We start from the raw sequence: 24,522 nt of genomic DNA, 5'->3' as shown, positions 1-24,522 counted from the left end.
TTCCTGGCCACTAGACAGCGGACCTTCCAGGAGCTGAACCAGATCAATGAATCCCTCTTTCAAGCCTTCGCGTGAGATTTCACGCCTGCTCGAAATCATGGCGGCGCTCCGGACTCCGGAAACAGGTTGTCCTTGGGACGTCGAGCAAACGTTTGCGTCGATTACGCCCTATACCATCGAAGAGGCCTACGAGGTCGTCGATGCGATCGAGCGCGGGGACCTCAGTGATCTGAAGGATGAGCTGGGCGATCTGCTGTTGCAGGTGGTTTTTCATGCCCGGATGGCGGAAGAACAAGGTGCTTTCGCATTTCCGGATGTAGTCGAGGCAATTACACGCAAACTCATCCGGCGGCATCCTCACGTTTTTGGCGGCACGCGCAACCTCAGTCCGGAGGAGGTGAAGAACCTCTGGGACGACATCAAGCGGCAGGAAAAGATTGACAAGGCAGCAGAGAGAGCCCGCTTAAGCCAGTCGGCTGAAACGGGACCGGAGTCCGGTTTCCTGAGCGGCGTCCCCACTGCCCTTCCCGCTCTTACTCGGGCGCAGAAACTCACGACCAAAGCCGCCAAGGTCGGCTTCGATTGGCCTGATACTGCCCAGGTTATCGACAAGATTCACGAAGAGCTTGATGAGGTGCGCGAAGCTGCAACCTCGAGGGATGCAGACCGGATCGAGGACGAGATCGGTGATCTGCTTTTTGCCGTCACCAACCTTGCACGCCACTACGGAATTGACCCTGAGAGCGCCCTTCGACGCACCAATCTCAAGTTCGAACGACGCTTTCGGTCAATTGAAGAGGCCTTGGCCCAACAGGGACGAACTCTTCAGGATGCCTCACTCGATAAGATGGAAGAACTCTGGGTGAAGGCGAAACACAAGGAGCGGAACGCCGCCCCTTGATGACGTCGGCTAAAGAACCTTCGCCTGCGGGAAGCGGTTGAGAAAGCGGGGCTCCTTGCCGGCGACGAGGCGGACCTGCAGGATCGAATGGCCGCTTTCCGTCGTCTGTCGGTCCAGAATTTCCGTATTTTCGTGAAGCCAGGCAAGTCCTTGACCATCCTCGGGAGCGATGTCGACCTCGTAATTCGAGCGCCCCGCCGCCAGGTGATCCTCGATCGCTGCGAGGAGATCCGAGATACCTTCTCCCGTCATCGCCGAAATGAGAATCGGTCGCCCTTCCTCCCTCGTCCGGTGGGATGTGGTTTCAAGGCGGCTCCGGGCATCGGGAGCAAGAAGGTCGGCCTTATTCCACACTTCGATGATGCGACGCGTGTCGTCCGGGTCGATGCCCAACTCCCGTAGGACAAGGGCCACGTCATCGGCCTGAGCCTCGGTTTCGCCGTGGGACACATCGCGGACATGGAGCAGGATGTCCGCTTCGATCACATCCTCCAACGTCGCCCGGAAGGCCGCGACCAGCATGGTCGGCAGGTCCGAGATAAATCCGACCGTATCGGAGAGAATGGCCTTTTCTCCGTGCGGCAAGTCAATGGCCCGGGAGGTCGGATCGAGCGTCGCGAAGAGCATGTTCTCCGCCAGAACGTCAGCCGCTGTCAGACGGTTGAACAGCGTCGATTTCCCGGCATTGGTGTATCCGACAAGGGCGACGATGGGGTACGGCACCCGCCGGCGGCTCGCCCGATGGAGCGAACGGGTTTTCACGACCGTTTCGAGTTCCCGTTCGATTCGGGACATACGCTCCTGGATCATCCGCCGGTCGGCTTCAATCTGGGTTTCGCCAGGGCCGCCGAGGAACCCGAAGCCGCCGCGCTGACGCTCCAGGTGGGTCCATGACCGGACAAGCCTGCCCTTCTGGTACGACAGGTGCGCCAGCTCGACCTGGAGGGTCCCTTCCTTGGTCCGGGCCCTGCGGCCGAAAATCTCGAGGATCAACCCAGTTCGGTCGATGACCTTCGCGCCCCAGGCTTTTTCCAGATTCCGCTGCTGGACCGGGCTTAAGGCGCAATCCATGACCACGAGGCCGATGTTCTCGGCACGGATAAAACCCGCCAGCTCGTCGACCTTTCCGCTGCCGATGTAGGTGGCAGGTCGGGGCGCGGAAAGCGGTGCGATGATCGAATCGACAATATGGAGATCGATGGCTCCGGCAAGGCCGGTCGCCTCGTCCAGCCGTGCTTCCGCGGGGCGAGGGTTATTCTCCGCGTCGTTGGATCCACTTCCTGCGGAAAAGCGTCTTCTCCGGGTCAGGTATGGGCCAACCACAAGGGTATTGGTACCCGCAGCGACCTCCTTTTCGGGCTCTGCGAGCTGCGCCAGACGCTGTTCACCCGGAGAAATGGGTTCTGTCACTTCAAGCCTTTTCGCTAGCCTCGTCGATCTGGTCAAAGAGTTGAACAGGCTGTCCCGGCATAATTGTGGAGATAGCGTGCTTATAGACCAGTTGAGAATGACCATCTCTGCGGAGAAGAACGCAGAAATTATCAAACCAAGTGACAACGCCCTGGAGCTTCACTCCGTTCACGAGAAAGATCGTGAGAGGTATTTTATTCTTCCGGACGTAATTGAGGAAGGTGTCCTGAAGGTTCTGCGCGCGATCGCCCGCCATTGAAGTTGCCTCGCCAGCCCGTCGCCGCCGATCTTGGCTATAGGGCCGCCACTATATGATTGTCCCCTAGGGGTGGTTGACCGGCATGCTTATTACAGGGCGAACCATAAGGTTAAGCAAGAGGTCTCCGCCCTCTTATCTGTCCGACCAGCATAATTTCCCGTGGATCGTGCCTCATCCGCCGATCCCGAGAGACTTGAGTTTACGGTGAAGAGCCGAGCGCTCCATACCGATAAACTCAGCCGTTCGGGAGATATTACCGCTGAAACGCGCGATTTGAGCGAGCAAATACTCACGCTCGAAAATCTCGCGGGCCTCCCGGAGGGGGAGGCTCATCAACTTCTCGCCCCCTGCCCCGCCTGGGGTCGACGGCACCAGCGTTCCTATTTCCGAGGGCAGCATGTCGGCCGTGACGGCCGCCTCCAGGTCGCCGGATGTCAGGATCATCAGCCGTTCCACGTTGTTGCGCAGCTGGCGAACGTTGCCCGGCCAGTCGTGGGACTGGAGAACCGCCATCGCGTCATCGGCGATTCGGCGCTTCGGCAGGCCGGTGGCGGCGGAAATCTGGTCCATGAAGAACTCGATCAGCTCAGGCACGTCCTCACGCCTTTCCGCCAAGGACGGAACGCGAATCGGGATCACGCTGAGACGATGAAACAGATCCTCCCTCAGCCGACCGGACGCAATCTCGGCCGGGAGGTCTCGGCTGGACGAGGAAATGATGCGGACGTCCACGTGGACCCGGGTCGTGCCGCCGACTCGCTGGAAGTTCTGATCCACCAGGACGCGCAGAATCCGGTTCTGGGTCTCTCTCGGCATATCGGCGATTTCATCGATATAGAGGGTTCCGCCATGAGCTTCCTCGAGGGCGCCTACCCGCCGTCCGCGGCCGTCTTCCCCCTCAGTTCCAAAGAGTTCCGCTTCCATGTTTTCCGGGGTGATCGTCGCTGCGGAGAGAACCACGAACGATCCGTTTGCCCTTGTGGACAGGCTGTGGATCGTCCGTGCCGTCAGCTCTTTTCCGGAACCGGGAGCGCCGGTGACGAGAATCCGTGCATTGGTCGGTGCGGCACGTTCCACCGATTGCCGCAGCTGATTGATGGCAACCGAACGCCCGGCGATCCGGCTCGCTTGCACGGACCGCGCCTTCAGGTCGCGAACTTCGCGCTTGAGGCGGGACGCTTCGAGAGCCCGTTCGGCAACCAAGACGAGACGATCGGCCTTGAATGGCTTTTCGATGAAGTCGTAAGCCCCGGACTTAATGGCCGAAACAGCGGTTTCGATGTTGCCGTGCCCCGAGATCATGACCACAGGCAGATCAGGATGCTGCTGCTTGATCAGGTCGAGCACCTGCAGCCCGTCGAGGCGGCTGCCCTGGAGCCAGATGTCCAGAAAGACCAGATGAGGACGGCGAGCCTCAATGCTGGCCAGAGCCTCGTCGGAGCTGCCGGCCGTGCGCGTGCGGTGCCCCTCATCCTCCAGGATGCCCGCGACCAGTTCGCGAATATCGGTTTCATCGTCAACAACAAGAATATCAGCGCTCACAGGCCAGCTCCCCGCGAATTGGCCCTGGCAGCCCCAACAGAAGTCTCTTCCAGTGCAACATGTTTCGTCTTTGGTATCCACATACGGACCTGTCCACCCCTACCTTGCGGGTTATTGACAAGCTCCATGCCTCCGCCGTGCTCTTCCAAAATCTTCGCCACGATGGGAAGTCCCAACCCCGTTCCGCCTTCGCGAGTTGTCATGTAGGGCTCCAGGAGCCTCTGCCGGCCCTCCACCGGAAAGCCCTTGCCGTTATCGGTGACCGCGAGGATCAGGTACAGGGGATGGGTATCGTCCAGAAGAACGGAAATGCGCCCCTCGCCCCGTTCCTCGTCTGGAACGGCTGCGATCGCTTCCGTTGCATTCTTCACGATGTTCGTGACAGCCTGGGAGAGCAGCCGGCGATCGAACGGCGCAATGACCGTGTTGTCCGGAAGTTCATCCGTGAATTGAATTTCGGGATGGGCGATCCGCATCATGAAGACGACCTGGCGGATCGTCTCGACGAGATCGTCGTCCCCGATGGTCGGCTTCGGCATGCGGGCGAAGGACGAGAACTCATCGACCATTCGCTTGATGTCATCCACCTGACGGACAATGGTTGCCGTGCATTGATCGAAGACCTCCCGGTCCGTCGTGATGACTTTCCCGTACTTGCGGCGGATCCGCTCGGCGGAAAGCTGGATCGGCGTCAGAGGATTTTTGATCTCATGTGCGATGCGCCGCGCCACGTCGGCCCAGGCGGATGTCCGCTGGGCCGAGACCAGGTCCGTGATGTCGTCGAGGGTCACGACCAGTTCCCGCTCTTCCCCGCGGACATTTTCGCTCGTGACGCGCACGTTGATCGTCCGCTCCTTGCCCTTGCGGGCCATCTGGATCTGCTTCTGGGTCAGGCGCTGGCGCCCCTGCCCTGATTCCTCGATCAGCTCCGCGATCTCCGGAAGAACGTCGACCGCCGGACGTCCGAGCAGCTCCCCGGCAGAGGCGGAAAGCAGGGCCTCGGTCGAGGGATTGACGATGGTGATGTGTCCCCGGGCATCGATACCGATGACGCCTGCCGAGACCCCATCGAGCACCGCTTCCGTAAACCGCCGGCGCCGGTCGATAAGCTCGCTCGCGGCCGTCAATCCATCATGCTGATGCCGGAGTTCGGACGTCATTTTGTTGAACGTCTCACCAAGGTGAGCGAGGTCGCCCTCCCCGCGCCGGACCGGAACCTGCACATAGAAGTTGCCGGTCGCCACCTGATCGGTCGCGTGAATGAGACGGCGAATGGGCGCGACCAGGCGATTGGCGAAGTTCAGTCCGAACCAGATCGCCGACAGGAGTACGATGAGAGCGATCAGCGCGAACATTGACGCGAACGCCACTTGGATACCGACCTTCTTCTGTTCGAGAGCCTCGTAGAACGCGACTCCCGCTTCAGCGACGGGCGGAAACTCGACGGCACGCGGATCAACTTCGCGCGCCACATAAAGAATGCGGCCTCCATGGGCCTGGAGCTTCAGGATCGAGCGGAAGACGTTGCCGCTGCGAGGAAAGAGACAGAGAGCCTCACTTTCTGTCGCATCGCGAAGGTCCTCGAGAGTTGGGGCCTGAGCGCCCTCGATCGGCTTCGCTTCGAGCTTCTCGACGACAGTGCCGTCGGGTTCCAGCATCTCGACCAGTGGAAAGCCGAGGAAGATCGCCCGGGAATTCATGAAGTCCCGGAATACCTTCCGATCAGCATCGTAAAGGACCTTCGCGCGGTTCAGGTCCGCAGCCATCAGCTGGGTCTCCCGCGCCAGGGTACGGCACTGGAGTTCCCGATAGGAGCGGGCAATCTCCACCGTATTGATCATCAGGTCCTTGATCGAACCCGTGAACCAGGGGTCGAGACCGCGCTCGAGCGTGACCGTTGCGACCGCTGCCACGAGAATGGCCGGCAGAACCGCCACGAGGCTGAACAGGCCGACGATACGGACATGGAGTCCCGCGGCGGCCGCTCCGGCCCGCCGCTCGCGCATCAATCGCTTGGTCTGCCAGGCGACGATCCCCAGCAGAAGGAGAATCAGGACGCCGTTCAGGATGAAGACCCAGATCACCACATTATGCGTGGGCAGGATCGGGGTCAGGCCTGCCAGCACCAGAAACGTCGTCAGGGCCGATGCCAAAGCCAGCAGAACCGCGATCGGTCCCAGCCAGCCGAGGCTGCGCTGGACCACGTCGGTCGTCTGGCGTTGCGCTTGATTGTCTTGGCTTATCAAGACGGGTGCCCCACGATTGAGACGCATCGATCCGTGCGCCTTACAAGTGGGTGATGCACCAACACAACACTGTGGTCAAATTATTACATCCGAAAGGATGATCCTCAGCGCGCGCCCGAGCGCACGACCTGCAGCTCGAGATCGCGGACTTTCTTGCGGAGCGTATTACGATTGACTCCCAAAAGCTCGGCGGCACGGATCTGATTCCCGCGGGTCGCCGCCAGCGCCACACCGATCAGCGGCCCTTCGATCTCCCTGAGAATGCGGTGATAGAGGCCGGGGGGAGGCAGGGTATCCTTGAAGCCGGAAAAATACTCCACGAGGTGACGCTCGACCGCGTCCGACAAGCCCTCGGAAGCCGCTGCCAGGGTGGGTGTCTTTCCGATCGATTGCGGGACAGGCATTGGCTGGGCATCGAGTTCCGCATCGATGATGGCGCCGGTCATGGTGTCTTGAGGATAGAGGGCTGCGAGCCTCCGGATCAGATTCTCCAATTCGCGCACATTGCCGGGCCAGCGGTAGCGCTTGAGCCGGTCCATCGCCTCGGGATCCAGCTGCTTGCGGGACAGCCCCTCCTTTTCGACCAGGGCGAAGAAATGCCGGGTGAGATCCGGAATGTCCTCCACGCGTTCCCGGAGAGGCGGCAGCCGGAGCGGGACCACATTGAGGCGGAAGAACAGATCCTCCCGAAACAGGCCCTGCTGGATCAGGACGCGCAGATCCTTGTTGGTCGCCGCGACGATTCGGACATTGGTCTTGATGGGGATGCGCCCGCCCACGGTCGTGTATTCGCCCTGCTGTAGAACACGCAGAAGCCGGGTCTGCGCCTCCATGGGCATATCGCCGATCTCGTCCAGAAACAGCGTGCCGCCTTCCGCCTGTTCAAAGCGCCCGGTGCTGCGCGCGGTTGCTCCCGTGAAGGCCCCCTTCTCGTGGCCGAAAAGATCGGATTCGATGAGTTCCCGCGGGATCGCGGCCATATTGACTGCCACGAATGGTCCCTGACGCCGCTTGCCATAATCGTGCAGGGCTCGCGCAACCAGTTCCTTCCCGGTGCCGGATTCGCCGGTAATCATCACGGTCAGGTCAGTCGGCATCAGCCGGGCCAGGGCCCGGTAGATGTCCTGCATGGCCGGGGAGCGCCCGACCAGCGGAATTTCCCCTTCCTCCGGTGCCGGCGGCGGCTGGACCATTGTCCGCGGACGGGCCAGCGCCCGTCCGACGACGGCCACGAGCTCCTTGAGGTCGAAGGGCTTCGGCAGGTATTCATAAGCGCCGCGCTCGGACGCCTTGATGGCGGTCATGAACGTGTTCTGAGCGCTCATCACGATGATCGGCAGGTCCGGCCGCAATTTCTTGATGCGTGGCAACAGGTCGAACGCATTCTCGTCCGGCATGACCACATCGGTGATCACGAGATCGCCTTCCCCCTGAGCAACCCAGCGCCAAAGAGTGGCGGCATTGCTTGTGGAGCGTACCTCGTAGCCGGCGCGCGAGAGCGCCTGGTTGAGGACGGTTCTGATGGCGGCATCGTCATCGGCAAGGAGAATCTGTCCGCTAGGCATGGTAGGGCCTCACAAGTCGGCCTCGCGCCCGTCATTGGCGCGGTGCATGGGGAGGAGAATTCGGAAAGACGTGCGCCGGGGCGCAGGATCGCATTCGACGATCCCGCCGTGGTCGCCGACGATTTTGGCGACGAGAGCAAGACCTAGCCCGCTTCCCTGGGCCTTGGTGGTCACGAATGGATCGAAAAGATCGCTGACGAGATCGGCCGGAATGCCAGGGCCGTTGTCGCTGACCGCCAGTTCGATGGGAAGGCTGACCTTCTCGCGCGCCCCCGGCACTTGAAGCCTGACGCCGGTGCGAAACGCCGTCGTCAGGACGATCTCGCCATCGGTCGCGTCAATGCCGACGGCTTCCGCCGCGTTCTTCACGAGGTTGAGGACAACTTGAATGAGCTGATCGCGGCTGCCGAGAACCGGCGGCAAGGACGGGTCGTAGTTCTCGACGAAACGGATGTGCCGGGCAAAGCCGGACTGGGCAAGCCGCTTGACGTGGTCCAGGACCCCGTGGACGTTGACGGGGCCGCGCTCCACGGGCCGCTCCTCGCCGAACAGCTCCATCCGCTCGACAAGTTTTACGATCCTGTCGGTTTCGTCGCAGATCAGGCGCGTCAGCACCCGGTCGTCATCCGCAGCGGATTGTTCCAAGAGCTGTGCGGCTCCCCGAATGCCGGATAAGGGATTCTTGATCTCATGGGCGAGCATGGCGCCGAGCGCCGTGATGGAACGTGCGGCCCCCCGATGGGTGAGCTGACGGTCCATCTTGTCCGCAATGGTGCGCTCCTGCAGCATGATGACGACATCGTCGCTTTCATCGCCAAGGGGCGTCGCGAAGACATCGACAATCCGTTCCGCGCCGATCTTCGGACTGCCGATATCGACCCGGTGCTCGCTCACGCTGGCGCCGCGCAGCCGCACGTCGTCGATCAGTCCCATCACGGGGGACCCGAAGGGCACCATATCCTGGAGCTTCTGGCGTTGCATGACGCGAAGGCTGATCTCGAAGAATGCTTCCGCAGCCGCATTCGCATGGCGGACTTGTCCGCTCGGCCCGATGGTCAGGACCGGCAGGGGCAAGGCATTCATGATCAGGTCGTTGATGCCCTGCCCCATCATCATGCGGCCTCCCTGATGGGATGGGCGTACAGGCGGCTCAAGATGGCCGACACCACCGTTGGATCGTCTGAGGTCACCAAGACCGAACGCAGGTCTTTCGGCACATGGAAGCCGGCCCCGGCGGCAACATCCGCATAAGCGGCAAGGTGCTTGCGGGCGTGGCGGATACCGACTTGAGTGCCGTAGAGGGACAGAAGGCCTGTGTAATGTTCGAGGATCGCCTGTGTCTTCGCCATGGGCGTTGGCTCTGGAACGATCTGGCCCTGAAGTGCCGCGCCGATCTGCCCCACGAGCCAAGGTTGCCCCATGGCGGCGCGACCGATCATGACCGCGTCGGCACCGGAAACTTTCAAGGCGAGCCGGGCCTCGTCCGCGGTGCGGATATCGCCGTTGACGATGACCGGAATGGAGACCGCCTGCGAGACCGGCGCAACCGCGTTCCAGTCCGCATGACCCTTGTAAAACTGCTGCCGAGTCCGCCCATGTACCGTCACGGCTCCGACCCCGAGACTCTCCGCCCGGCTTGCCAAGTCGGCGGCATTGATGGCCGTATGATCCCAGCCGAGGCGCATCTTGACGGTCACGGGGACACGGGCAGCCGCGACGGTGGCCTCGATCAGGCGGCACGCATGATCCAAGTCACGCATAAGGGCCGACCCGGCGTAGCCGCCGATCACCCGCTTTGCTGGGCACCCCATATTGATGTCGATAATGTCCGCCCCGGCCTCCTCGGCAATACGGGCCGCCTCGGCCATCCACTTGGGGTCACATCCCGCCAGTTGGATCACGTGGGGCGTAATCCCGTCCCCTTCTGCCCGCAACCGCGCCTCGGATGAGCCCTGTGCCAGCTCGTCGGAGGCAACCATCTCCGAAACGACAAGCGCTGCTCCCATCCGCTTGGCAATTCGGCGGAAGGCTGCATCTGTCACGCCAGAAAGCGGGGCAAGGACAGCCTGTCCCTCGACCGCGACGGGGCCTATCCGCAGACGCGCTTCGCCTATTTTTTGATCAATTCTCATTGTGCCTAGTCAATAGCCATAATCGGTTCCGATGCAAGCCTTCAGGCGAGATGGGTTCCATGCATCGCGGAGACGATTTCCGCCTGGCGCCTCGGAGAGTTGCGTTCCCGGGCTGTGCCCCTTAGGAGGGCGTGTCCATGGAGAGCGTGAAATCAATGTCCGTTGCCGCCCTCATCGTCGCAGCAGGACGCGGAACCCGCGCTGGAACCGGGATTCCGAAACAGTATCGGCGCTTGCTGGGTCGGTCCGTCCTGGCACGGACGCTCGAAGCTTTTCTGGTCCACCCGGATGTCTCTTACGTCGTGACGGTTGTACATCCTGACGACGGGGATCTTTATGGATCTGCGGTTGCCGAGATCGCTGATCCTGGCGAGCGGCTCCTCTCTCCCGTAGGTGGCGGCGAAACCCGTCAAGCATCCGTTTTTCAGGGGCTCAAAGCCCTCGAGCGTTCACGGCCAGATATTGTTCTTATCCACGATGCGGCTCGTCCATTCGTTGACGCGGACCTTATCGATCGGTCGATTCGAGCCGCCAAACAGTTTGAGGCAGCGGTTCCTGGAATCGCCGTAACCGATACGATAAAGACCATCGGATCCGATCACACGGTTGTCTCAACTCCCGAGAGGGCAACGCTCCGGGCCGTTCAGACGCCGCAAGCTTTCCGGTTCGAGGCCTTGCTGAATGCACATCGGGCGGCGGACGCGGCTGGGTTGACCACGTTCACGGACGATGGAGCTATCGCCGAATGGGCTGGTCTATCGGTTCACGTGTTCGACGGCGACGCTCGCAACATCAAACTCACCCACAATGCGGACTTTGCGGCCGCCGAGAGGCGCCTGAACGAGGACCCGATGAGCTATGTAACCCGCCTCGGAACCGGCTTCGATGTCCATGCTTTCCAAGATGGCGACCATGTTTGGCTTGGTGGAATCCGGGTTCCCCACGACCAGGGCGTACTGGCCCATTCGGATGGCGACGTCATCCTGCACGCCCTCACCGATGCCATTCTCGGTGCCTTGGCGGACGGAGATATCGGGACACATTTCCCACCGAGCGACCCTCGCTGGAGTGGAGCTTCGTCGGACCAGTTTCTCGCCCATGCGGTCGGGCTGGTCCGGCAGCGTGATGGAATGGTCGACCACCTGGATGCGACGCTTCTGTGCGAACGGCCCCGCCTGGGTCCCTATCGTGAAGCCATGCGTGAGAGGATCGCCGAGATCGCGGGCCTGCGGCTCGATCAGGTCTCCCTGAAGGCGACGACAACCGAAAAGCTGGGATTTACCGGCCGCAGCGAGGGCCTGGCGGCGCAAGCCGCGGCAACCATCCGTCTCCCGGAGATCGTTCATGACCGATGATCTGAGAGCCCGCGCCGCGGCGCTGATCACTGCCTATGCCGGGAGAGGCTGGATGATCGCAACGGCGGAATCCTGCACCGGGGGCCTTGTTGCGGGGCTGCTGACGGAGATCGCGGGCTCGTCCGCGGTGGTGGAACGAGGCTTCGTGACCTATTCCAATGAAGCCAAGGCCGAGGCGATCGGCGTGCCCATGGACCTCATCGTGCTCCACGGCGCCGTCAGCGAGCCCGTTGCCAGGGCCATGGCCGAGGGGGCACTGGCGCGTTCCCACGCGCAGGTCGCGGTGGCCATTACCGGCATTGCCGGACCTGGCGGCGGCACTCCTGTGAAACCGGTCGGCCTGGTCCATTTCGGCCTTGCCAGAACCGGCGGCGAGACTGTTCACCTGGAACGGCGCTATGGGGACCTTGGCAGGGCTGCGGTTCGACAAAGCGCGCTGGCCGATGCCCTTGGGCTCCTCGAGGCGGCACTGTCCTGATCAGGCCTTCGCAGCAAGTGATGAAGGCCGGTAGATTTCATCTGCCCGCTGTTCGAAGGCTTCCGAGAACTTTCGGAAGGCCTTGTCGAAGACGCTGCCCATCAGGAGCCCGAGCGAGAAGCTCTTGAACTCGTAGTTGATATAGAACTCGACGTCCGAGCCGGTTGGCGTCTCGCGGAAACTCCAGCGGTTTTCGAGGTATTTGAAGGGGCCGTCCACGTATTCCACGTGAATGCGAAGGCGGGGGTGATCAAGCTCGACACGGCTTGTGAAGCTCTCGGTAATGGCCTTGTAGCCGACGGTCATGTTGGCCACGAGCGTCTCGATCCCCTCCCCGCTCTGGGCACGGCGGATGATGCGAAGATCCTCGCACAGCGGGAGGAATTCCGGATAGCTTTCAACGTCGGCCACCAGGGCAAACATCTGTGCCGACGAGTGCTTCACGGAACGGGTCGAGCGGAACGACGGCATGTCAGGCGGCCTCCGAAAGAGTTGATGGCAAGCCGTCGGCGAAGGCCCGCACGGAGCGGGAGGAACGAAGGACGATGCAGTCCTGATCCGGCCTCAGGGTTTTCAGGCGCTTCAGTACCGCGGGACGCAACCGGGACGGATAGGTCCAGATATCGCGGATGAAGGTGACATAGTCCCAGTTGAAATACTCGGGGCATCCATCCGCGAGGTCGGGCCGTTCCTGCCGGTAATGGCGCGCGAGACGCCGCAAGGCGCGGGACAGGCAGAGCCAGTTCGGCAGATCAAGCCACACCACCGTCGTCGCTCGCGCCAAAAGCTTGCCGGAAAGATCGAAATATTCTCCGTCCATGACCCAGGCAGGACGCTCGGCCAAAGCGGCGGCCTCCTTATCCCAATCCGCGTCGGAAGGCTTGGCCCAGCCGGGCCGCCAATATTCCCGATCGAGATGGACCAGCGGCAGGCCGAAAGCCGCCGCGATGCGGCGAGCCAGCGTGGTCTTGCCCGCCCCCGGCGAGCCGATGACGAGGATTCGCGGCATCCGGACGCCTCAGGCTTTGATCGTCCCGAGCCGGGCGGCCTTGAGCCGCGCGAAATCCTCGCCCGCATGGTGGGAGGAGCGGGTCAGCGGCGTGGCTGAAACGAGCAGGAAGCCTTTCGCGTAGGCCGTGGTCTCGTATGCCTTGAACTCGTCCGGCGTCACGAAGCCGATGACCGGATGGTGCTTCTTCGTCGGCTGCAGATACTGGCCGATGGTGATGAAATCCACGTCGGCCGAGCGCAGATCGTCCATGAGCTGGAGAACCTCGTTCCGCTCCTCGCCGAGTCCCACCATGATGCCGGACTTCGTGAAGATCGTCGGATCGAGCTCCTTGACCCGTTGAAGCAGGCGGATGGAATGGAAATACCGCGCTCCAGGGCGAACCTTGAGGTACTTGGAAGGCACCGTTTCGAGATTGTGGTTGAACACATCGGGCTTGGCCGCCACGACGACCTCAAGGGCGCCGGGCTTGCGCAGAAAGTCCGGAGTGAGAATTTCGATGGTGGTCTTGGGCGACCGGATGCGGATCGCCTTGATCACATCGGCGAAATGCTGCGCGCCGCCATCGGCCAGATCGTCCCGGTCCACGGAAGTGATGACCACATGCTCCAGGCCCAGCTTCTCAACGGCCTTGGCGACATTTTCCGGCTCATCGCGATCGAGCGCTTCGGGCAGTCCGGTCTTCACGTTGCAGAAGGCGCAGGCCCTGGTGCACGTATCGCCCATGATCATGAAGGTGGCGTGCTTCTTTTCCCAGCACTCACCGATATTCGGGCAACCCGCCTCCTCACAAACGGTGACGAGCTTGTTCTCCCGCACGATGCGGTTGGTTTCCGCCCATTTCGGCGATCCCGGCGCCTTGACCCGAATCCAATCGGGCTTGCGCTGCTGAACCGGCTGGTCCGGCCGATGAGCCTTTTCCGGGTGACGGGGACGATTGTCCTTGTTCAGAAGGTCGAGAACGACGGCCATGAAGCGTGAACCTTGAGCGCAAAACGAGGCGAAGGCGTATGAGGATGACTTAAGGGTTTCCGGCCCCTTTCGCAAATCCCTCCGGTGCATGGCCGGGGCGCAATCCGAAAACCGTCACGCTATGGCTTATGCAGTGGCTGCCGAGTGCCAGCTCCGTCATTGCGGGGCCGCGCAGCGGATCGGGACGATAGAGCACCCCCGTCATTCCGGGACGGCCCTGCGGGCCGGGCCCGAAACCCATAAACGGTGAGGTTTGTGGAAGGGTGCACGAGTGCCATCGTGTCTTCTCCGGGATCGTTGGCGGTTCTGGGTTCCGGGCTCTCGCGCGGCTCGCCCCGGAAGGACAGAGCATCACCGTCATTCCGGGGCGCCGCAGGCGAGCCCGGAACCCATACGCGCTGAGGGTGCCGGAACAGAACGCAACGGCTGCCATGGCTCTTTCTCCTGAACGGTCGTGTTGATGGGTTCCGGGCTCTCGCTGATGCTCGCCCCGGAATGACGGCGGAGCGCATGACGGGCGAGCCCGTGACGGCGGGGCTCATGACAGCGGAGCGCATCACGGCATGGGGCGGTGGCCTCCGGGCTGAGTGGCCCGGAGGGGAAGCGATCGAGGGTGGCGCGTCGGGCAGCCCGGCTCGCGGATGATGAGAAGGGAAGAGCCGGGAGGCCTCTTCGCGCACGGTTCTTTTAGGCGGACAGGAGAGGCAAGGCTCAGGCATCGCCGCAGGCGGGATCCGTCTCGTGCGACGGGGGCCTGCGACCGATCCCGACAACCCGCCCAAGCATCCTGGGCCTCCCATCACTTGCTTCTGCGTGGGAAGCGAGCACGGGACCGTGTCCGGTCCCGCTCTTGCGACGCCTCGCGAGTGCGCCCCTCGTCAGGACCTGATCTGTGAAACGATATAGCTCAGCTTGTCTCGTCCGTCAAGAACAAAAGCGGAACGACCTTGTTCCTGATAGGACGGAACTCACACCTGCCGGGCGGATCAGATGTGGATCACCCGGCCATATGCGTCCATGACGCTTTCGTGCATGGTCTCGGAAAGGGTCGGATGCGGGAAGACTGCATGGATCAGCTCCTCCTCCGTCGTCTCGAGATTCATGGCGATGACGAAGCCCTGGATCAGTTCGGTCACTTCCGCGCCGATCAGATGCGCGCCGAGAAGCTGACCGGTCTTCTTGTCGAAGATCGTCTTGACCAGCCCTTCCGGCTCGCCGAGAGCGATGGCTTTGCCGTTACCGACGAACGGGAAGCGGCCGACGCGGATGTCGTAGCCCTGCTCCTTGGCCTTCGCTTCGGTCAAACCCACGGACGCGATCTGCGGATTGCAGTAGGTGCAACCCGGGATCATGCCCTTATCCATGGCATGGGTATGCAGGCCTTTGATGGTCTCGACGCAAATGACGCCCTCATGCTCCGCCTTGTGCGCAAGCATCGGCGGCCCCGCAACGTCTCCGATGGCGTAGATGCCCGGAATGTTGGTGCGTCCGAGCCCATCGGTCACGATCGTGCCGCGCTCGATCTTCACACCAAGCTTTTCAAGACCGAGATTCTCGATATTGCCGACGACGCCGACGGCTGAGATCATCCGCTCCGCCGTGATCGTCTGAATGCCCTTGCCGTCATCGATGGTGGCCGTGACGGTGTTGCCGCCCTTCTCCACTTTCGTGACCTTGGCGCCGGTGATGATCTTGATGCCCTGTTTCTCGAAGCGCTTGCGGGCAAGACCGGCGATCTCCGCATCCTCGACAGGCAGGATCTGCGGCATCACCTCGACGACCGTCACTTCGGCACCCATGGTGCGGTAGAAGGAAGCGAATTCGATCCCGATCGCGCCAGAACCCATGACGAGAAGCGATTTCGGCATCGCCTGCGGGACCATGGCTTCGAAATAGGTCCAGATCAGCTTGCCGTCCGGCTCGATGCCGGGCAGAACGCGCGGGCGCGCGCCCGTTGCGACGATGATGTGCTTGGCCTGATAGGTACCGGGCTCCAGAATACCCTTCGGAGCGGGAGCCTGCGGTTGCATCGCCGGCTTCTTTGTCGCCGTCACGACCACTTCGCCTGGCTTGGAGATCGAGGCCTCGCCCCAGATCACGTCAACTTTGTTCTTCTTGAGCAGCATGCCGACGCCGCCGTTGAGACGACCCGAAACGCCGCGCGAGCGCTGAACTACGGCACCGGCATCGAACCCGATATTCTCGGCCGAGAGACCGTAATCCTTCGCATGCTGCATGTAGTGGTAGATCTCGGCGGAGCGCAGCAGCGCCTTGGTTGGGATACAGCCCCAGTTAAGGCAGATGCCGCCCAGATGCTCACGCTCGACCACGGCGGTCTTGAATCCGAGCTGCGCGGCGCGGATCGCCGCCACATAGCCCCCCGGCCCGCCGCCGATGACGATGATGTCGTATTGGTTTGCCATGGATTCCCCCGTCATGCCCGGGCTTGGTCCTGGAATCCGCGTCAGCGTGCCTCCGGACCGTTGAAAAACGCGTGGATGGCCGGCACCAGGCCGGCCATGACGTTACGGTTAGACCAGCATCCCCATCGGATTCTCGATCAGCACCTTGAATGCTGCGAGAAGCTCGGCGCCCAAGGCGCCGTCGACGACGCGGTGGTCGCAGGAGAGCGTCACGGTCATGGCCTGGATGACGGCAGGAGCGCCGTTCTTGACCACGACCCGCTGTTCGCCCGCGCCGACCGCGAGGATCGTGCCCTGGGGCGGATTGATCACGGCCTGGAAGTTCTTGATGCCGAACATCCCGAGGTTCGAGACCGCCGTGGAGCCGCCGGAATATTCCTCCGGCTTCAGGCGGCGGTTGCGGGCGCGACCGGCCAGATCCTTCATCTCGGCCGAGATGGCTGTGAGGGTCTTCTGCTCCGCCTTGCGGATCACCGGCGTGAACAGGCCACCCTCGATGGCGACGGCCACGCCCACATCCGAGTGCTTCATCTTCAGGATCCGATCCTCCGCCCACACGGCGTTGGCATTCGGCACGCGCTGAAGCGCGATGGCGAGAGCCTTGATGACGAAGTCGTTCACCGACAGTTTGTAGGCGGGCTTGCCGTCCTTGTCCTTGGTGGCTGCGGCATTGATCTGCTCGCGCAGGGCCATCAGGGCGTCAAGCTCGCAATCCAGGGACAGATAGAAGTGCGGGACGGTCTGCTTCGACTCGACCAGACGCTTGGCAATGGTTTTCCGCATGCCGTCGAGCGGCACTTCCTCGTAGGTGCCGGCCTCGAACATGGCCTTCACCTGATCCGCGCCCATGCTGGATGCGAGCTGCGGAGCAGCAGGCTTCGCGGCCGGAGCCTGAGCCGGAGTGGCGGCCGGCGCTGTTGCTGGTTTGGCGGTGCCCCCGGAGATAGCGGCGCGCACATCTTTTTCCACCACGCGCCCGTGCGGGCCGGAGCCTTGGATGGGCGCGAGATCGAGGCCGGCCTCCTTGGCGATGCGCTTGGCCAGCGGGGAAGCGAAAATGCGATTGCCGCCTTGGCCGGCCCCGTTGCCCTGGCTCGCGCCGTTCGGCCGGGACGCCTGCGCGGGCCCGGCGGGCGCCTGATCGACGCGGGCGTAGGACATGTGCGCCGCCGCGTCGCCCGAAACCGTGTTGGCTTGAGGCTGCGGAGCCGCAGCGGCCGGTGCCGCTTGCGGCGCCGGAGCAGTCTCTGCCTTGGGTGCCGGGGCTCCCGATGCCGGAGCGCTCACGCTCTTCGGGTCCTCGCCTTCACCGGCAATCAGTGCGATCGGCTGGTTCACCGGCACGTCCGCGGTGCCTTCGGCCACCAGGATCTTGGCGAGGATGCCCTCGTCCACGGCCTCCACCTCCATGGTGGCCTTGTCGGTTTCGATTTCGGCGATCACGTCGCCGGACTTCACCGTGTCGCCTTCCTTCTTCAGCCACTTGGCGAGGTTGCCCTTTTCCATGGTGGGTGAAAGCGCAGGCATCAGGATATTGATGGGCATGGCGTTCTAAGGATCCTGACCGAATGAGGGGTTGTTGAACCGCGTGATTTTTCCGGAGGGCCCGCGAAGGGCTCTCCGGAGAACTCTAATTGATGGCTTGGGTCGAGCCAGGGTTGGACGGATCGTCCAACTCGGCCTGAATACCGGCAACGATCTCCTGCATGGCCTCCTCTTCGGAGAGGTCGGTTTCCATGGCATAGATCCGGGCCGCATGACGGGCGAGATCCACAAGGAGCACGCCCCAGGTAAACGGATCGTCGAAGGCGCGGCGCAGCGCGATGCTCACCGCCCCTTCCGACACCGAAGCCCTCAGAATCTCGATGCCGCCGTTTTCGAGAGCATCGGGCGGAATATTGAGAGCTTCGAACTTCCGTTCAGCCATGACGTCACCTGTAGCAAACGGTCTTCACCGCCTGCACGACCTCGCCGACCGTCGGAAGCGCCAGCTTCTCGAGGTTGGCCGCATAAGGCATCGGCACATCCTTGCCGGTGACACGAACGACCGGAGCATCGAGGTAGTCGAAGGCATGCTCCATGATCCGGGCGGCGATTTCGGCGCCGACGCCAGATTGCGGATAACCTTCTTCCACCGTGACGCAGCGACCGGTCTTCATCACCGAGGCGACCACCGTTTCCGTATCCATCGGGCGGATCGTGCGCAGGTCGACGACTTCCGCCTGAATGCCTTCCGCCTCGAGCTCCTGCGCCGCCTTGAGCGCGTAGGTCATTCCAATGCCGAAGGACACGATGGTCACATCCTTGCCTTCGCGATGGATGCGGGCCTTCCCGATCGGAATCGTGAAGTCGTCGAGCTTCGGAACGGGGAACGATTGTCCGTACAGAATCTCGTTCTCAAGGAAGATGACCGGGTTCGGATCGCGGATCGCGCTCTTCAGGAGACCCTTCGCATCGGATGCCGAGTACGGCACCACGACCTTCAGGCCCGGAATGGCGGAATACCATGCCGCATAGTCCTGGCTGTGCTGCGCCGCCACCCGCGCCGCAGCGCCGTTCGGCCCGCGGAACACGATGGGAGCTCCGAGCTGTCCGCCGGACATGTACAGGGTCTTGGCGGCGGAGTTCACGATCTGGTCAATGGCCTGCATGGCGAAGTTGAAGGTCATGAACTCGACGACGGGACGCAGGCCCGTGAAGGCCGCGCCGACGCCGACGCCGGCAAAACCGTGCTCGGTGATCGGCGTGTCGATGACGCGGCGGGCACCGAATTCCTGCAGCAGCCCTTGAGTGACCTTGTAGGCGCCCTGGTATTCGGCGACTTCCTCACCCATGACGAAGACGTTCTCGTCCCGGCGCATTTCCTCGGCCATCGCATCCCGCAGCGCCTCGCGAACGGTCATGTTGACCATCTCGGTGCCTTCCGGGATCTCGGCCATCGCCTTGTCGGTCGAGCGATTGGTGATGACGGACGGCGCGGCCGGCTGCGCGGGCCGGTCCGCGTCGGACCGATTGATGGGCGCGGGACGATCCGTCATCCCTTCCGCCTGCATGTCGGGAACCGGAGCGGGCTGTGGTGCGCTCGGACCCGGCGCGGGAGGAGGCCCGCCGCCGCCCTGCGCAGGCGCCTTGGCGGCGGCCGCCGAGACATCCTCGCCCTCGCCGGCGAGCACCGCGATCGGTGTGTTCACCGCCACGTTGTCAGTTCCGTCGGAGACGAGGATCTTGGCGAGGATCCCCTCGTCGATCGCCTCGACCTCCATGGTCGCCTTGTCGGTTTCGATTTCCGCAAGAACGTCGCCCGGCTTGACCGGATCGCCTTCTTTTTTCAGCCATTTGGCCAGCTTGCCCTGCTCCATCGTGGGAGAAAGGGCGGGCATGAGAATATCAATCGCCATGGAAGACTCTTGTGTGATTGTCGCTGCGGCGAAGTTCGAGGGCGCTCAGCGCGCCGCCTCGAGAAGGATGTCGGTGTAGAGCTCCGACGGATCGGGCTCGGGATCGTGCGTGGCGAACTCGGCCGCCTCGTTGACGATCTCGCGGACGCGGCTGTCGATCGACTTCAGCTCGTCCTCGGAGAGCTTCCAGCTTTCCAGAAGGCGACGCCGCACCTGCTCGATCGGATCGTGTTCTTCGCGCATGCGAGTCACTTCGTCCTTCGTGCGGTACTTGGCCGGATCCGACATGGAGTGCCCGCGATAGCGGTAGGTCTGCATCTCCAGAATGTACGGACCCTTGCCGGAACGGGCATGTTCGATGGCCCGCTGGCCAGCGGCGTAAACCGCGCGCACATCCATGCCGTCCACCTGCTCGCCGGGGATGTTGAACGAGACGCCGCGCTTGGAGAAATCCGTCTGCGCGGACGCGCGGCTCACCGCGGTGCCCATGGCATAGCGGTTGTTCTCGATCACGTACACGACAGGGAGCTTCCACAGCTCCGCCATGTTGAAGCTCTCGTAGACCTGGCCCTGGTTCGCGGCGCCGTCGCCGAAATAGGTCAGGCACACGCTGTCGTCTTCGCGATAGCGGTTCGCAAACGCGATCCCGGTTCCGAGGGAGACCTGAGCTCCGACGATGCCATGGCCTCCGTAGAAGTGCTTTTCCTTGGAGAACATGTGCATGGAGCCACCCTTGCCCTTGGACAAGCCGCCCCGTCGGCCCGTCAGCTCGGCCATGACGCCTTTAGCGTCCATGCCGCAGGCCAGCATGTGACCGTGATCCCGGTAGCCGGTGATCACCTGGTCGCCTTCCTTGGTCGCCATCTGCATGCCGACGACGACAGCTTCCTGGCCGATATAAAGGTGACAGAAGCCGCCGATGAGTCCCATGCCGTACATCTGGCCGGACTTTTCCTCGAAGCGGCGGATCAGGAGCATTTCACGATAAGCGTGAAGATCCTGGTCCTTTTCGAATTGTGGAGAGTTAAGAGCCTGTTTCGTCTTGTTGGCCGCGCCAGATCCAGCGCGGCCCGCCTTGCGGGCAGCAACAGCCATCGGGTCCTCCGAAGGGTTTCCTCGACTAAAGATGTAGCGCACTCGGAATCGGAAAGCGAGAGGGCGGAAGTCGCGTTTCAATACTACAGTGAACGCGCTAACCCATTATAAGTTCAAATGAATTTTCAATAAACTGAAATTAAGTTAAGCGGAAATTACGGCTTGGACTCCTCATTTCCGAGGATGATCACAAGATCGTTGCGGTGCACACGTCCCAGGATGACGCGAGCCCGTTCTTCTAACAAATCCCGATCAATCTGGTCGTTCCGTAAAAGCGCGATGCGCCGCTCCCAGTCGCCCCGCTCGGTCTTCAGACCCTCGAGCTCCTTGTTGAGATCGGCGGCTTGCGCCTCATAGTGCTCCCGCGCCTCGAAGCCCCGCGCTCCGCTATGGGCGTGATGGACGAAGTAAGCGGCAACGGCCGCCGAGATGCTGTAGAGCACCAGCGGGATGAGAATTCGTCTTGCACGCCTGCGAATGACCATGGGGGAATCTTAGATCCACCATGGTTAAGGAGGGGTTTAGAGGCGTCGCTCTTGCGCGGTATCGGCCGGCGAGCGCTCAAAAGAAAAGCCGCCTCTCGGCGGCTTTCTCGGGATGGATCGAACGGAAACCGTCAGGCCAGGGCCTTCAGGGCCGACCGGCCGGCATAGCGGGCCTGTTCCCCGAGCTCCTCCTCGATCCGGATGAGCTGGTTGTACTTGGCCAGCCGGTCCGAACGGGCAAGGGATCCGGTCTTGATCTGCCCGCAATTGGTTGCAACCGCGAGGTCGGCAATCGTCGAATCCTCGGTCTCGCCGGAACGATGGGACATGACGGCCGTATAGCCGGCACGCTGAGCCATATCGACGGCGGCGAGGGTTTCGGTGAGGGAGCCGATCTGGTTCACCTTCACGAGCAGGGAGTTGGCGACGCCTTTCGCGATCCCCTGCGAGAGACGGTTCACGTTGGTGACGAACAGGTCGTCGCCCACGAGCTGGCACTTGTCGCCGACGAGATCGGTCACTGCCTTCCAGCCCTCCCAGTCGTCCTCGGACATGCCGTCCTCGATGGTGGCGATGGGATAGGCGGAAACGAGCTTTGCCAGGTACTCGGCCTGCTGCTGGGGCGAGAGTTTCTGTCCCGTGCCTTCATAATGGTAGGCGCCGCCCTTGAAGAACTCGGTGGCGGCGCAATCGAGACCGATCACCATGTCCTGGCCCGGCTTGTATCCCGCCTGCTCGATCGACTTCATGATGAAATCGAGAGCGGCTTCCGCGGAAGGCAGATTGGGGGCGAAACCGCCCTCGTCGCCGACGTTCGTGTTGTGACCGGCGTCCTTGAGGGCCTTCTTCAGGGTGTGGAACACCTCGGCGCCCATGCGCACGGCTTCCGACAGGGTCGGGGCGCCCACGGGCATGATCATGAATTCCTGGAAGTCGATGGGGTTGTCCGCATGAGCGCCGCCGTTGATGATGTTCATCATCGGAACCGGCAGGACCCGGGCCTGCGTGCCGCCGACGTAGCGATAGAGCGGTAGCGTCACGGCATCGGCGGCCGCCTTGGCGACGGCCAGTGACACGCCGAGAATGGCGTTGGCGCCGAGGCGCGACTTGTTGGGCGTGCCGTCGAGCGCGATCATCGTCTCGTCGATGAGAACCTGCTCCTCGGCATCGAGCCCGCCGATAGCATCCAGGATCTCGTTGTTGACGGCATCCACCGCCTTGGTGACGCCCTTGCCGAGATAGCGCTTCTTGTCGCCGTCCCGAAGCTCGACCGCCTCATGCGCGCCGGTGGAAGCGCCGGACGGAACCGCAGCCCGGCCCATGGAGCCGTCTTCCAGGGTCACATCCACCTCGACCGTGGGATTGCCACGGCTGTCGAGGATCTCACGGGCATGGACGTCGATGATTGCGGTCATGAACAAGCTCCAGGATTGGGCGAAAGGTGCGGCCTCACGTCATTCATGGGCTTATTGACCGAAACGCAGAGGTGAGCAAGGACGACGGTACGTTTCAACACAACCATCCAAGGTCAATTACGGTGACGGACACTCATCTCCAGCTTGGTCACGCATCTTCCCTGCCCGGCTCTCCCGAGGAGGCGGTTCTCGATCGGGTTCCCAACCCCCATCAGGACACGGATTATCTGGCGCGCTTCACGGTGCCGGAATTCACGTCCCTCTGCCCGGTAACCGGTCAGCCGGACTTCGCGATCATCGTGATCGATTACGTTCCGGGCCCCTGGCTCGTCGAATCGAAGTCCCTGAAGCTCTATATGCACAGCTTCCGCAATCATGGGGCTTTTCATGAGGATTGCACCGTTGCCATCGGCAAGCGGCTGGCCGGCCTTCTCGAGCCCCGCTATCTCCGCATCGGTGGCTATTGGTATCCGCGCGGCGGCATCCCCATCGATGTTTTCTGGCAAACGGGAGAACTTCCCAAGAATCTCTGGCTCCCGGACCAGGGTGTCGCGCCCTATCGGCCCCGGGTCTGAAACCGGGGCAGCATCAGGACAACGGAAGCCGTGACGCCGACGCCGAGAATAATGGCGGCGGCAATGCCCGTCGAAGGGGTGAGGCCGATATGGCGCAGGCCGAACCCCATGAAGACGACACCAAGAGCCTGGCCGACGAAGAACGAGAAGGCATGAAGCGCAACGGCGGAGGCCCGGGCCGAAGGGGCGACCTCCGTAACCTGGGCCTGGAAAGTATTGTGCAGCATGTAGAAGCCGAGACCCATCAGGACCATGGCAGCCCCATAAGACGTCCAATCGGTCGTCAGGCCCAGAGCGACCAGGGCTACGGACGCGAAGATTCCCCCGGTGACAAGAATCCGTGGAATCCCGAGGGTTTTCAAAAGCCAGGTCACGAGAACGGAATAAATGAGGCCGCCGACCGCGAAGCCTCCGATTGCGAACCCGGCCTGAGCGGCCCCGCCTCCCCCGGTTTGTTCTAGGAGAGGCGCCACGTAGGGGAAGATCCCGAAAATCGCGGTCGCCTCCACGAACACGAGGCTGAAAAGTGCCAGGGCGCGGGGGTTGGAGAGAATCTCGCGATAGCGCCGCAGGGCAGCCCCGAGGTCGAAGCGTCCACCCGGTGCCGCGTGACGGAAGCCGATAACGGTCGCGGCGAGAGCGCAGGCCATCATGACGGTGGAGAGCGTGAAGACGCCGCGCCAACCGACGAATTCCGCAATCAGGCCCGCAAGGGACGATCCGGCCAACTGGCCCATGATCACCGCGACCAGATAGCGGCTCAAGGCGACCTGACGCTGCGCCATCTCGACCCGGTCGCCGATGAGAGCGATGGACAGCGGCACCGCGCCGCCCGCCGCCGTGCCGGCGACGATACGCAGGAGAAACAGAACCGTGAGGTTCGGGGCGATCACGGACCCCGCCAGCGCGACGAAAAGGAGCGCCAGGGCGACCTTCATGACGCGCTCCTTGCCGAGTGCATCGCCGATCGGACCAAGAATCGGCTGGATGAAGGCGTAAGGCAGGGCAAAGGCTGCGGACAGCAGCGCAACGGTCTGAGGGCTGGCGGCCACATCCCGGGCAATGATCCCCACCATCGGCTCGACGGCGCGGGACGAAAAGGTGCCGGCAAAACCGCTGACGGCGAGAATCCGGATCAGGTTGCGGGACGACATGACTTTTCACGGGGTGGAGAAGGCGGAACGGTCCTGCTCCTTAACACGTGAGACCGAGGCCGCGCAGCAACGGCGGCGCGCATCTCCCCTGGGCAGGAAGCATAAGTC

At 62.5% G+C, this 24,522-nt stretch carries 23 protein-coding genes; 5 read left to right on the top strand and 18 right to left on the bottom strand.

Translation table 11 applies throughout. The features are described 5' to 3' along the window. Nucleotides 1-46 precede the first annotated feature (46 nt). Nucleotides 47-901, top strand: coding sequence for a nucleoside triphosphate pyrophosphohydrolase (gene mazG / locus LJD17_RS09285; RefSeq protein WP_227383893.1), 855 nt, complete (start codon nt 47-49; stop codon nt 899-901). A gap of 9 nt (nt 902-910) precedes the next feature. Here mazG and hflX read toward each other — a convergent pair whose 3' ends face one another. The 7 genes from hflX to dusB form a co-directional block, all read right to left on the bottom strand. After that, complete coding sequence (gene hflX, locus LJD17_RS09280) at nt 911-2,311, bottom strand: GTPase HflX (RefSeq protein ID WP_227383892.1); 1,401 nt, start codon at nt 2,309-2,311, stop codon at nt 911-913. Between the two features lies 1 nt (nt 2,312). Continuing rightward, nucleotides 2,313-2,567: an RNA chaperone Hfq gene (hfq, locus tag LJD17_RS09275; RefSeq protein WP_227383891.1), complete on the bottom strand. Its 255-nt coding sequence runs from the start codon at nt 2,565-2,567 to the stop codon at nt 2,313-2,315. Nucleotides 2,568-2,741: 174 nt separating this feature from the next. Then, nucleotides 2,742-4,112: a nitrogen assimilation response regulator NtrX gene (gene ntrX, locus LJD17_RS09270; RefSeq protein ID WP_227383890.1), complete on the bottom strand. Its 1,371-nt coding sequence runs from the start codon at nt 4,110-4,112 to the stop codon at nt 2,742-2,744. Continuing rightward, a complete protein-coding gene (locus tag LJD17_RS09265) occupies nt 4,109-6,358 on the bottom strand; it encodes a sensor histidine kinase NtrY-like (RefSeq protein ID WP_227383889.1) in 2,250 nt (749 codons plus the stop codon). The genes ntrX and LJD17_RS09265 overlap by 4 nt, the downstream gene beginning before the upstream one ends. Nucleotides 6,359-6,462: 104 nt before the next feature. Further along, a complete protein-coding gene (gene ntrC, locus LJD17_RS09260; protein ID WP_227383888.1) occupies nt 6,463-7,923 on the bottom strand; it encodes a nitrogen regulation protein NR(I) in 1,461 nt (486 codons plus the stop codon). Nucleotides 7,924-7,932: 9 nt separating this feature from the next. Continuing rightward, on the bottom strand, nt 7,933-9,039 hold the full coding sequence (locus tag LJD17_RS09255; RefSeq protein WP_227383887.1) for a two-component system sensor histidine kinase NtrB: 1,107 nt from the start codon (nt 9,037-9,039) through the stop codon (nt 7,933-7,935). Continuing rightward, entirely contained in the window at nt 9,036-10,055 is a 1,020-nt protein-coding gene (dusB, locus tag LJD17_RS09250; RefSeq protein WP_227383886.1) for a tRNA dihydrouridine synthase DusB, read from the bottom strand. Before dusB ends, LJD17_RS09255 begins: the two co-directional genes overlap by 4 nt. A gap of 137 nt (nt 10,056-10,192) precedes the next feature. Here dusB and LJD17_RS09245 point away from each other — a divergent pair, with 137 nt between their 5' ends. Together LJD17_RS09245 and LJD17_RS09240 are read left to right on the top strand one after the other, a co-directional pair. Further along, entirely contained in the window at nt 10,193-11,410 is a 1,218-nt protein-coding gene (locus LJD17_RS09245) for a bifunctional 2-C-methyl-D-erythritol 4-phosphate cytidylyltransferase/2-C-methyl-D-erythritol 2,4-cyclodiphosphate synthase (protein WP_227383885.1), read from the top strand. After that, entirely contained in the window at nt 11,400-11,888 is a 489-nt protein-coding gene (locus LJD17_RS09240) for a CinA family protein (RefSeq protein WP_227383884.1), read from the top strand. The genes LJD17_RS09245 and LJD17_RS09240 overlap by 11 nt, the downstream gene beginning before the upstream one ends. Here the strand turns inward: LJD17_RS09240 and LJD17_RS09235 are convergent, their stop codons facing one another. Genes LJD17_RS09235 through lipA form a run of 3 tightly spaced genes read right to left on the bottom strand, consistent with a single transcriptional unit; the run spans nt 11,889 to nt 13,869 of the window. After that, nucleotides 11,889-12,359 (bottom strand): type II toxin-antitoxin system RatA family toxin, encoded by a 471-nt coding sequence (locus LJD17_RS09235; RefSeq protein WP_227383883.1) that lies wholly within the window; start codon nt 12,357-12,359, stop codon nt 11,889-11,891. It lies immediately after the preceding gene. Between the two features lies 1 nt (nt 12,360). Next, the gene (locus tag LJD17_RS09230; protein WP_227383882.1) at nt 12,361-12,897 is read right to left on the bottom strand and encodes an AAA family ATPase; all 537 of its coding nucleotides are present in this window, start codon (nt 12,895-12,897) and stop codon (nt 12,361-12,363) included. A gap of 9 nt (nt 12,898-12,906) precedes the next feature. After that, the gene (gene lipA / locus LJD17_RS09225) at nt 12,907-13,869 is read right to left on the bottom strand and encodes a lipoyl synthase (protein ID WP_227383881.1); all 963 of its coding nucleotides are present in this window, start codon (nt 13,867-13,869) and stop codon (nt 12,907-12,909) included. 510 nt (nt 13,870-14,379) lie between these two features. Between lipA and LJD17_RS24025 the strand changes: the two genes are divergently transcribed. Further along, on the top strand, nt 14,380-14,514 hold the full coding sequence (locus tag LJD17_RS24025) for a hypothetical protein (RefSeq protein WP_264478328.1): 135 nt from the start codon (nt 14,380-14,382) through the stop codon (nt 14,512-14,514). Between the two features lie 341 nt (nt 14,515-14,855). Here LJD17_RS24025 and lpdA read toward each other — a convergent pair whose 3' ends face one another. The 7 genes from lpdA to eno all read right to left on the bottom strand — a co-directional run bounded on the left by lpdA (nt 14,856) and on the right by eno (nt 22,685). Next, a complete protein-coding gene (gene lpdA / locus LJD17_RS09220; RefSeq protein ID WP_227383880.1) occupies nt 14,856-16,292 on the bottom strand; it encodes a dihydrolipoyl dehydrogenase in 1,437 nt (478 codons plus the stop codon). 108 nt (nt 16,293-16,400) lie between these two features. Continuing rightward, complete coding sequence (locus tag LJD17_RS09215) at nt 16,401-17,837, bottom strand: pyruvate dehydrogenase complex dihydrolipoamide acetyltransferase (protein ID WP_227383879.1); 1,437 nt, start codon at nt 17,835-17,837, stop codon at nt 16,401-16,403. 85 nt (nt 17,838-17,922) lie between these two features. After that, nucleotides 17,923-18,219, bottom strand: coding sequence for a DUF5076 domain-containing protein (locus tag LJD17_RS09210; RefSeq protein WP_227383878.1), 297 nt, complete (start codon nt 18,217-18,219; stop codon nt 17,923-17,925). Nucleotides 18,220-18,223: 4 nt separating this feature from the next. Next, complete coding sequence (locus tag LJD17_RS09205) at nt 18,224-19,690, bottom strand: pyruvate dehydrogenase complex E1 component subunit beta (protein WP_227383877.1); 1,467 nt, start codon at nt 19,688-19,690, stop codon at nt 18,224-18,226. A gap of 45 nt (nt 19,691-19,735) precedes the next feature. Beyond that, a complete protein-coding gene (gene pdhA, locus LJD17_RS09200; RefSeq protein WP_227383876.1) occupies nt 19,736-20,785 on the bottom strand; it encodes a pyruvate dehydrogenase (acetyl-transferring) E1 component subunit alpha in 1,050 nt (349 codons plus the stop codon). Between the two features lie 155 nt (nt 20,786-20,940). Further along, nucleotides 20,941-21,270: an FtsB family cell division protein gene (locus LJD17_RS09195; RefSeq protein WP_227383875.1), complete on the bottom strand. Its 330-nt coding sequence runs from the start codon at nt 21,268-21,270 to the stop codon at nt 20,941-20,943. A gap of 131 nt (nt 21,271-21,401) precedes the next feature. Then, nucleotides 21,402-22,685: a phosphopyruvate hydratase gene (gene eno / locus LJD17_RS09190; RefSeq protein ID WP_227383874.1), complete on the bottom strand. Its 1,284-nt coding sequence runs from the start codon at nt 22,683-22,685 to the stop codon at nt 21,402-21,404. A 122-nt stretch (nt 22,686-22,807) separates the two neighbouring features. Between eno and queF the strand changes: the two genes are divergently transcribed. Then, complete coding sequence (gene queF / locus LJD17_RS09185) at nt 22,808-23,260, top strand: preQ(1) synthase (protein WP_406600783.1); 453 nt, start codon at nt 22,808-22,810, stop codon at nt 23,258-23,260. Here queF and LJD17_RS09180 read toward each other — a convergent pair. After that, on the bottom strand, nt 23,242-24,414 hold the full coding sequence (locus LJD17_RS09180) for an MFS transporter (protein WP_227383873.1): 1,173 nt from the start codon (nt 24,412-24,414) through the stop codon (nt 23,242-23,244). The genes queF and LJD17_RS09180 overlap by 19 nt on opposite strands. Nucleotides 24,415-24,522: the final 108 nt, after the last annotated feature.

This window comes from Microvirga rosea (genome assembly GCF_020595095.1).
Taxonomy (GTDB): Bacteria; Pseudomonadota; Alphaproteobacteria; order Rhizobiales; family Beijerinckiaceae; genus Microvirga; species Microvirga rosea.
The sequence above is the reverse complement of the archived record's forward strand: the minus strand, read 5'-3'. Positions and strand labels throughout refer to the sequence as shown.

What these genes read in the sequence shown, in the direction of transcription:
- mazG (WP_227383893.1), top strand. Translation starts at nt 47, where the DNA reads ATGAATCCCTCTTTCAAGCCTTCGCGTGAGATTTCACGCCTGCTCGAA.
- hfq (WP_227383891.1), bottom strand. Translation starts at nt 2,567, where the DNA reads ATGGCGGGCGATCGCGCGCAGAACCTTCAGGACACCTTCCTCAATTAC.
- ntrC (WP_227383888.1), bottom strand. Translation starts at nt 7,923, where the DNA reads ATGCCTAGCGGACAGATTCTCCTTGCCGATGACGATGCCGCCATCAGA.
- LJD17_RS09255 (WP_227383887.1), bottom strand. Translation starts at nt 9,039, where the DNA reads ATGATGATGGGGCAGGGCATCAACGACCTGATCATGAATGCCTTGCCC.
- dusB (WP_227383886.1), bottom strand. Translation starts at nt 10,055, where the DNA reads ATGAGAATTGATCAAAAAATAGGCGAAGCGCGTCTGCGGATAGGCCCC.
- LJD17_RS09245 (WP_227383885.1), top strand. Translation starts at nt 10,193, where the DNA reads ATGGAGAGCGTGAAATCAATGTCCGTTGCCGCCCTCATCGTCGCAGCA.
- LJD17_RS09240 (WP_227383884.1), top strand. Translation starts at nt 11,400, where the DNA reads ATGACCGATGATCTGAGAGCCCGCGCCGCGGCGCTGATCACTGCCTAT.
- LJD17_RS09235 (WP_227383883.1), bottom strand. Translation starts at nt 12,359, where the DNA reads ATGCCGTCGTTCCGCTCGACCCGTTCCGTGAAGCACTCGTCGGCACAG.
- LJD17_RS09230 (WP_227383882.1), bottom strand. Translation starts at nt 12,897, where the DNA reads ATGCCGCGAATCCTCGTCATCGGCTCGCCGGGGGCGGGCAAGACCACG.
- lipA (WP_227383881.1), bottom strand. Translation starts at nt 13,869, where the DNA reads ATGGCCGTCGTTCTCGACCTTCTGAACAAGGACAATCGTCCCCGTCAC.
- LJD17_RS24025 (WP_264478328.1), top strand. Translation starts at nt 14,380, where the DNA reads ATGACGGGCGAGCCCGTGACGGCGGGGCTCATGACAGCGGAGCGCATC.
- lpdA (WP_227383880.1), bottom strand. Translation starts at nt 16,292, where the DNA reads ATGGCAAACCAATACGACATCATCGTCATCGGCGGCGGGCCGGGGGGC.
- LJD17_RS09215 (WP_227383879.1), bottom strand. Translation starts at nt 17,837, where the DNA reads ATGCCCATCAATATCCTGATGCCTGCGCTTTCACCCACCATGGAAAAG.
- LJD17_RS09210 (WP_227383878.1), bottom strand. Translation starts at nt 18,219, where the DNA reads ATGGCTGAACGGAAGTTCGAAGCTCTCAATATTCCGCCCGATGCTCTC.
- LJD17_RS09205 (WP_227383877.1), bottom strand. Translation starts at nt 19,690, where the DNA reads ATGGCGATTGATATTCTCATGCCCGCCCTTTCTCCCACGATGGAGCAG.
- pdhA (WP_227383876.1), bottom strand. Translation starts at nt 20,785, where the DNA reads ATGGCTGTTGCTGCCCGCAAGGCGGGCCGCGCTGGATCTGGCGCGGCC.
- LJD17_RS09195 (WP_227383875.1), bottom strand. Translation starts at nt 21,270, where the DNA reads ATGGTCATTCGCAGGCGTGCAAGACGAATTCTCATCCCGCTGGTGCTC.
- eno (WP_227383874.1), bottom strand. Translation starts at nt 22,685, where the DNA reads ATGACCGCAATCATCGACGTCCATGCCCGTGAGATCCTCGACAGCCGT.
- LJD17_RS09180 (WP_227383873.1), bottom strand. Translation starts at nt 24,414, where the DNA reads ATGTCGTCCCGCAACCTGATCCGGATTCTCGCCGTCAGCGGTTTTGCC.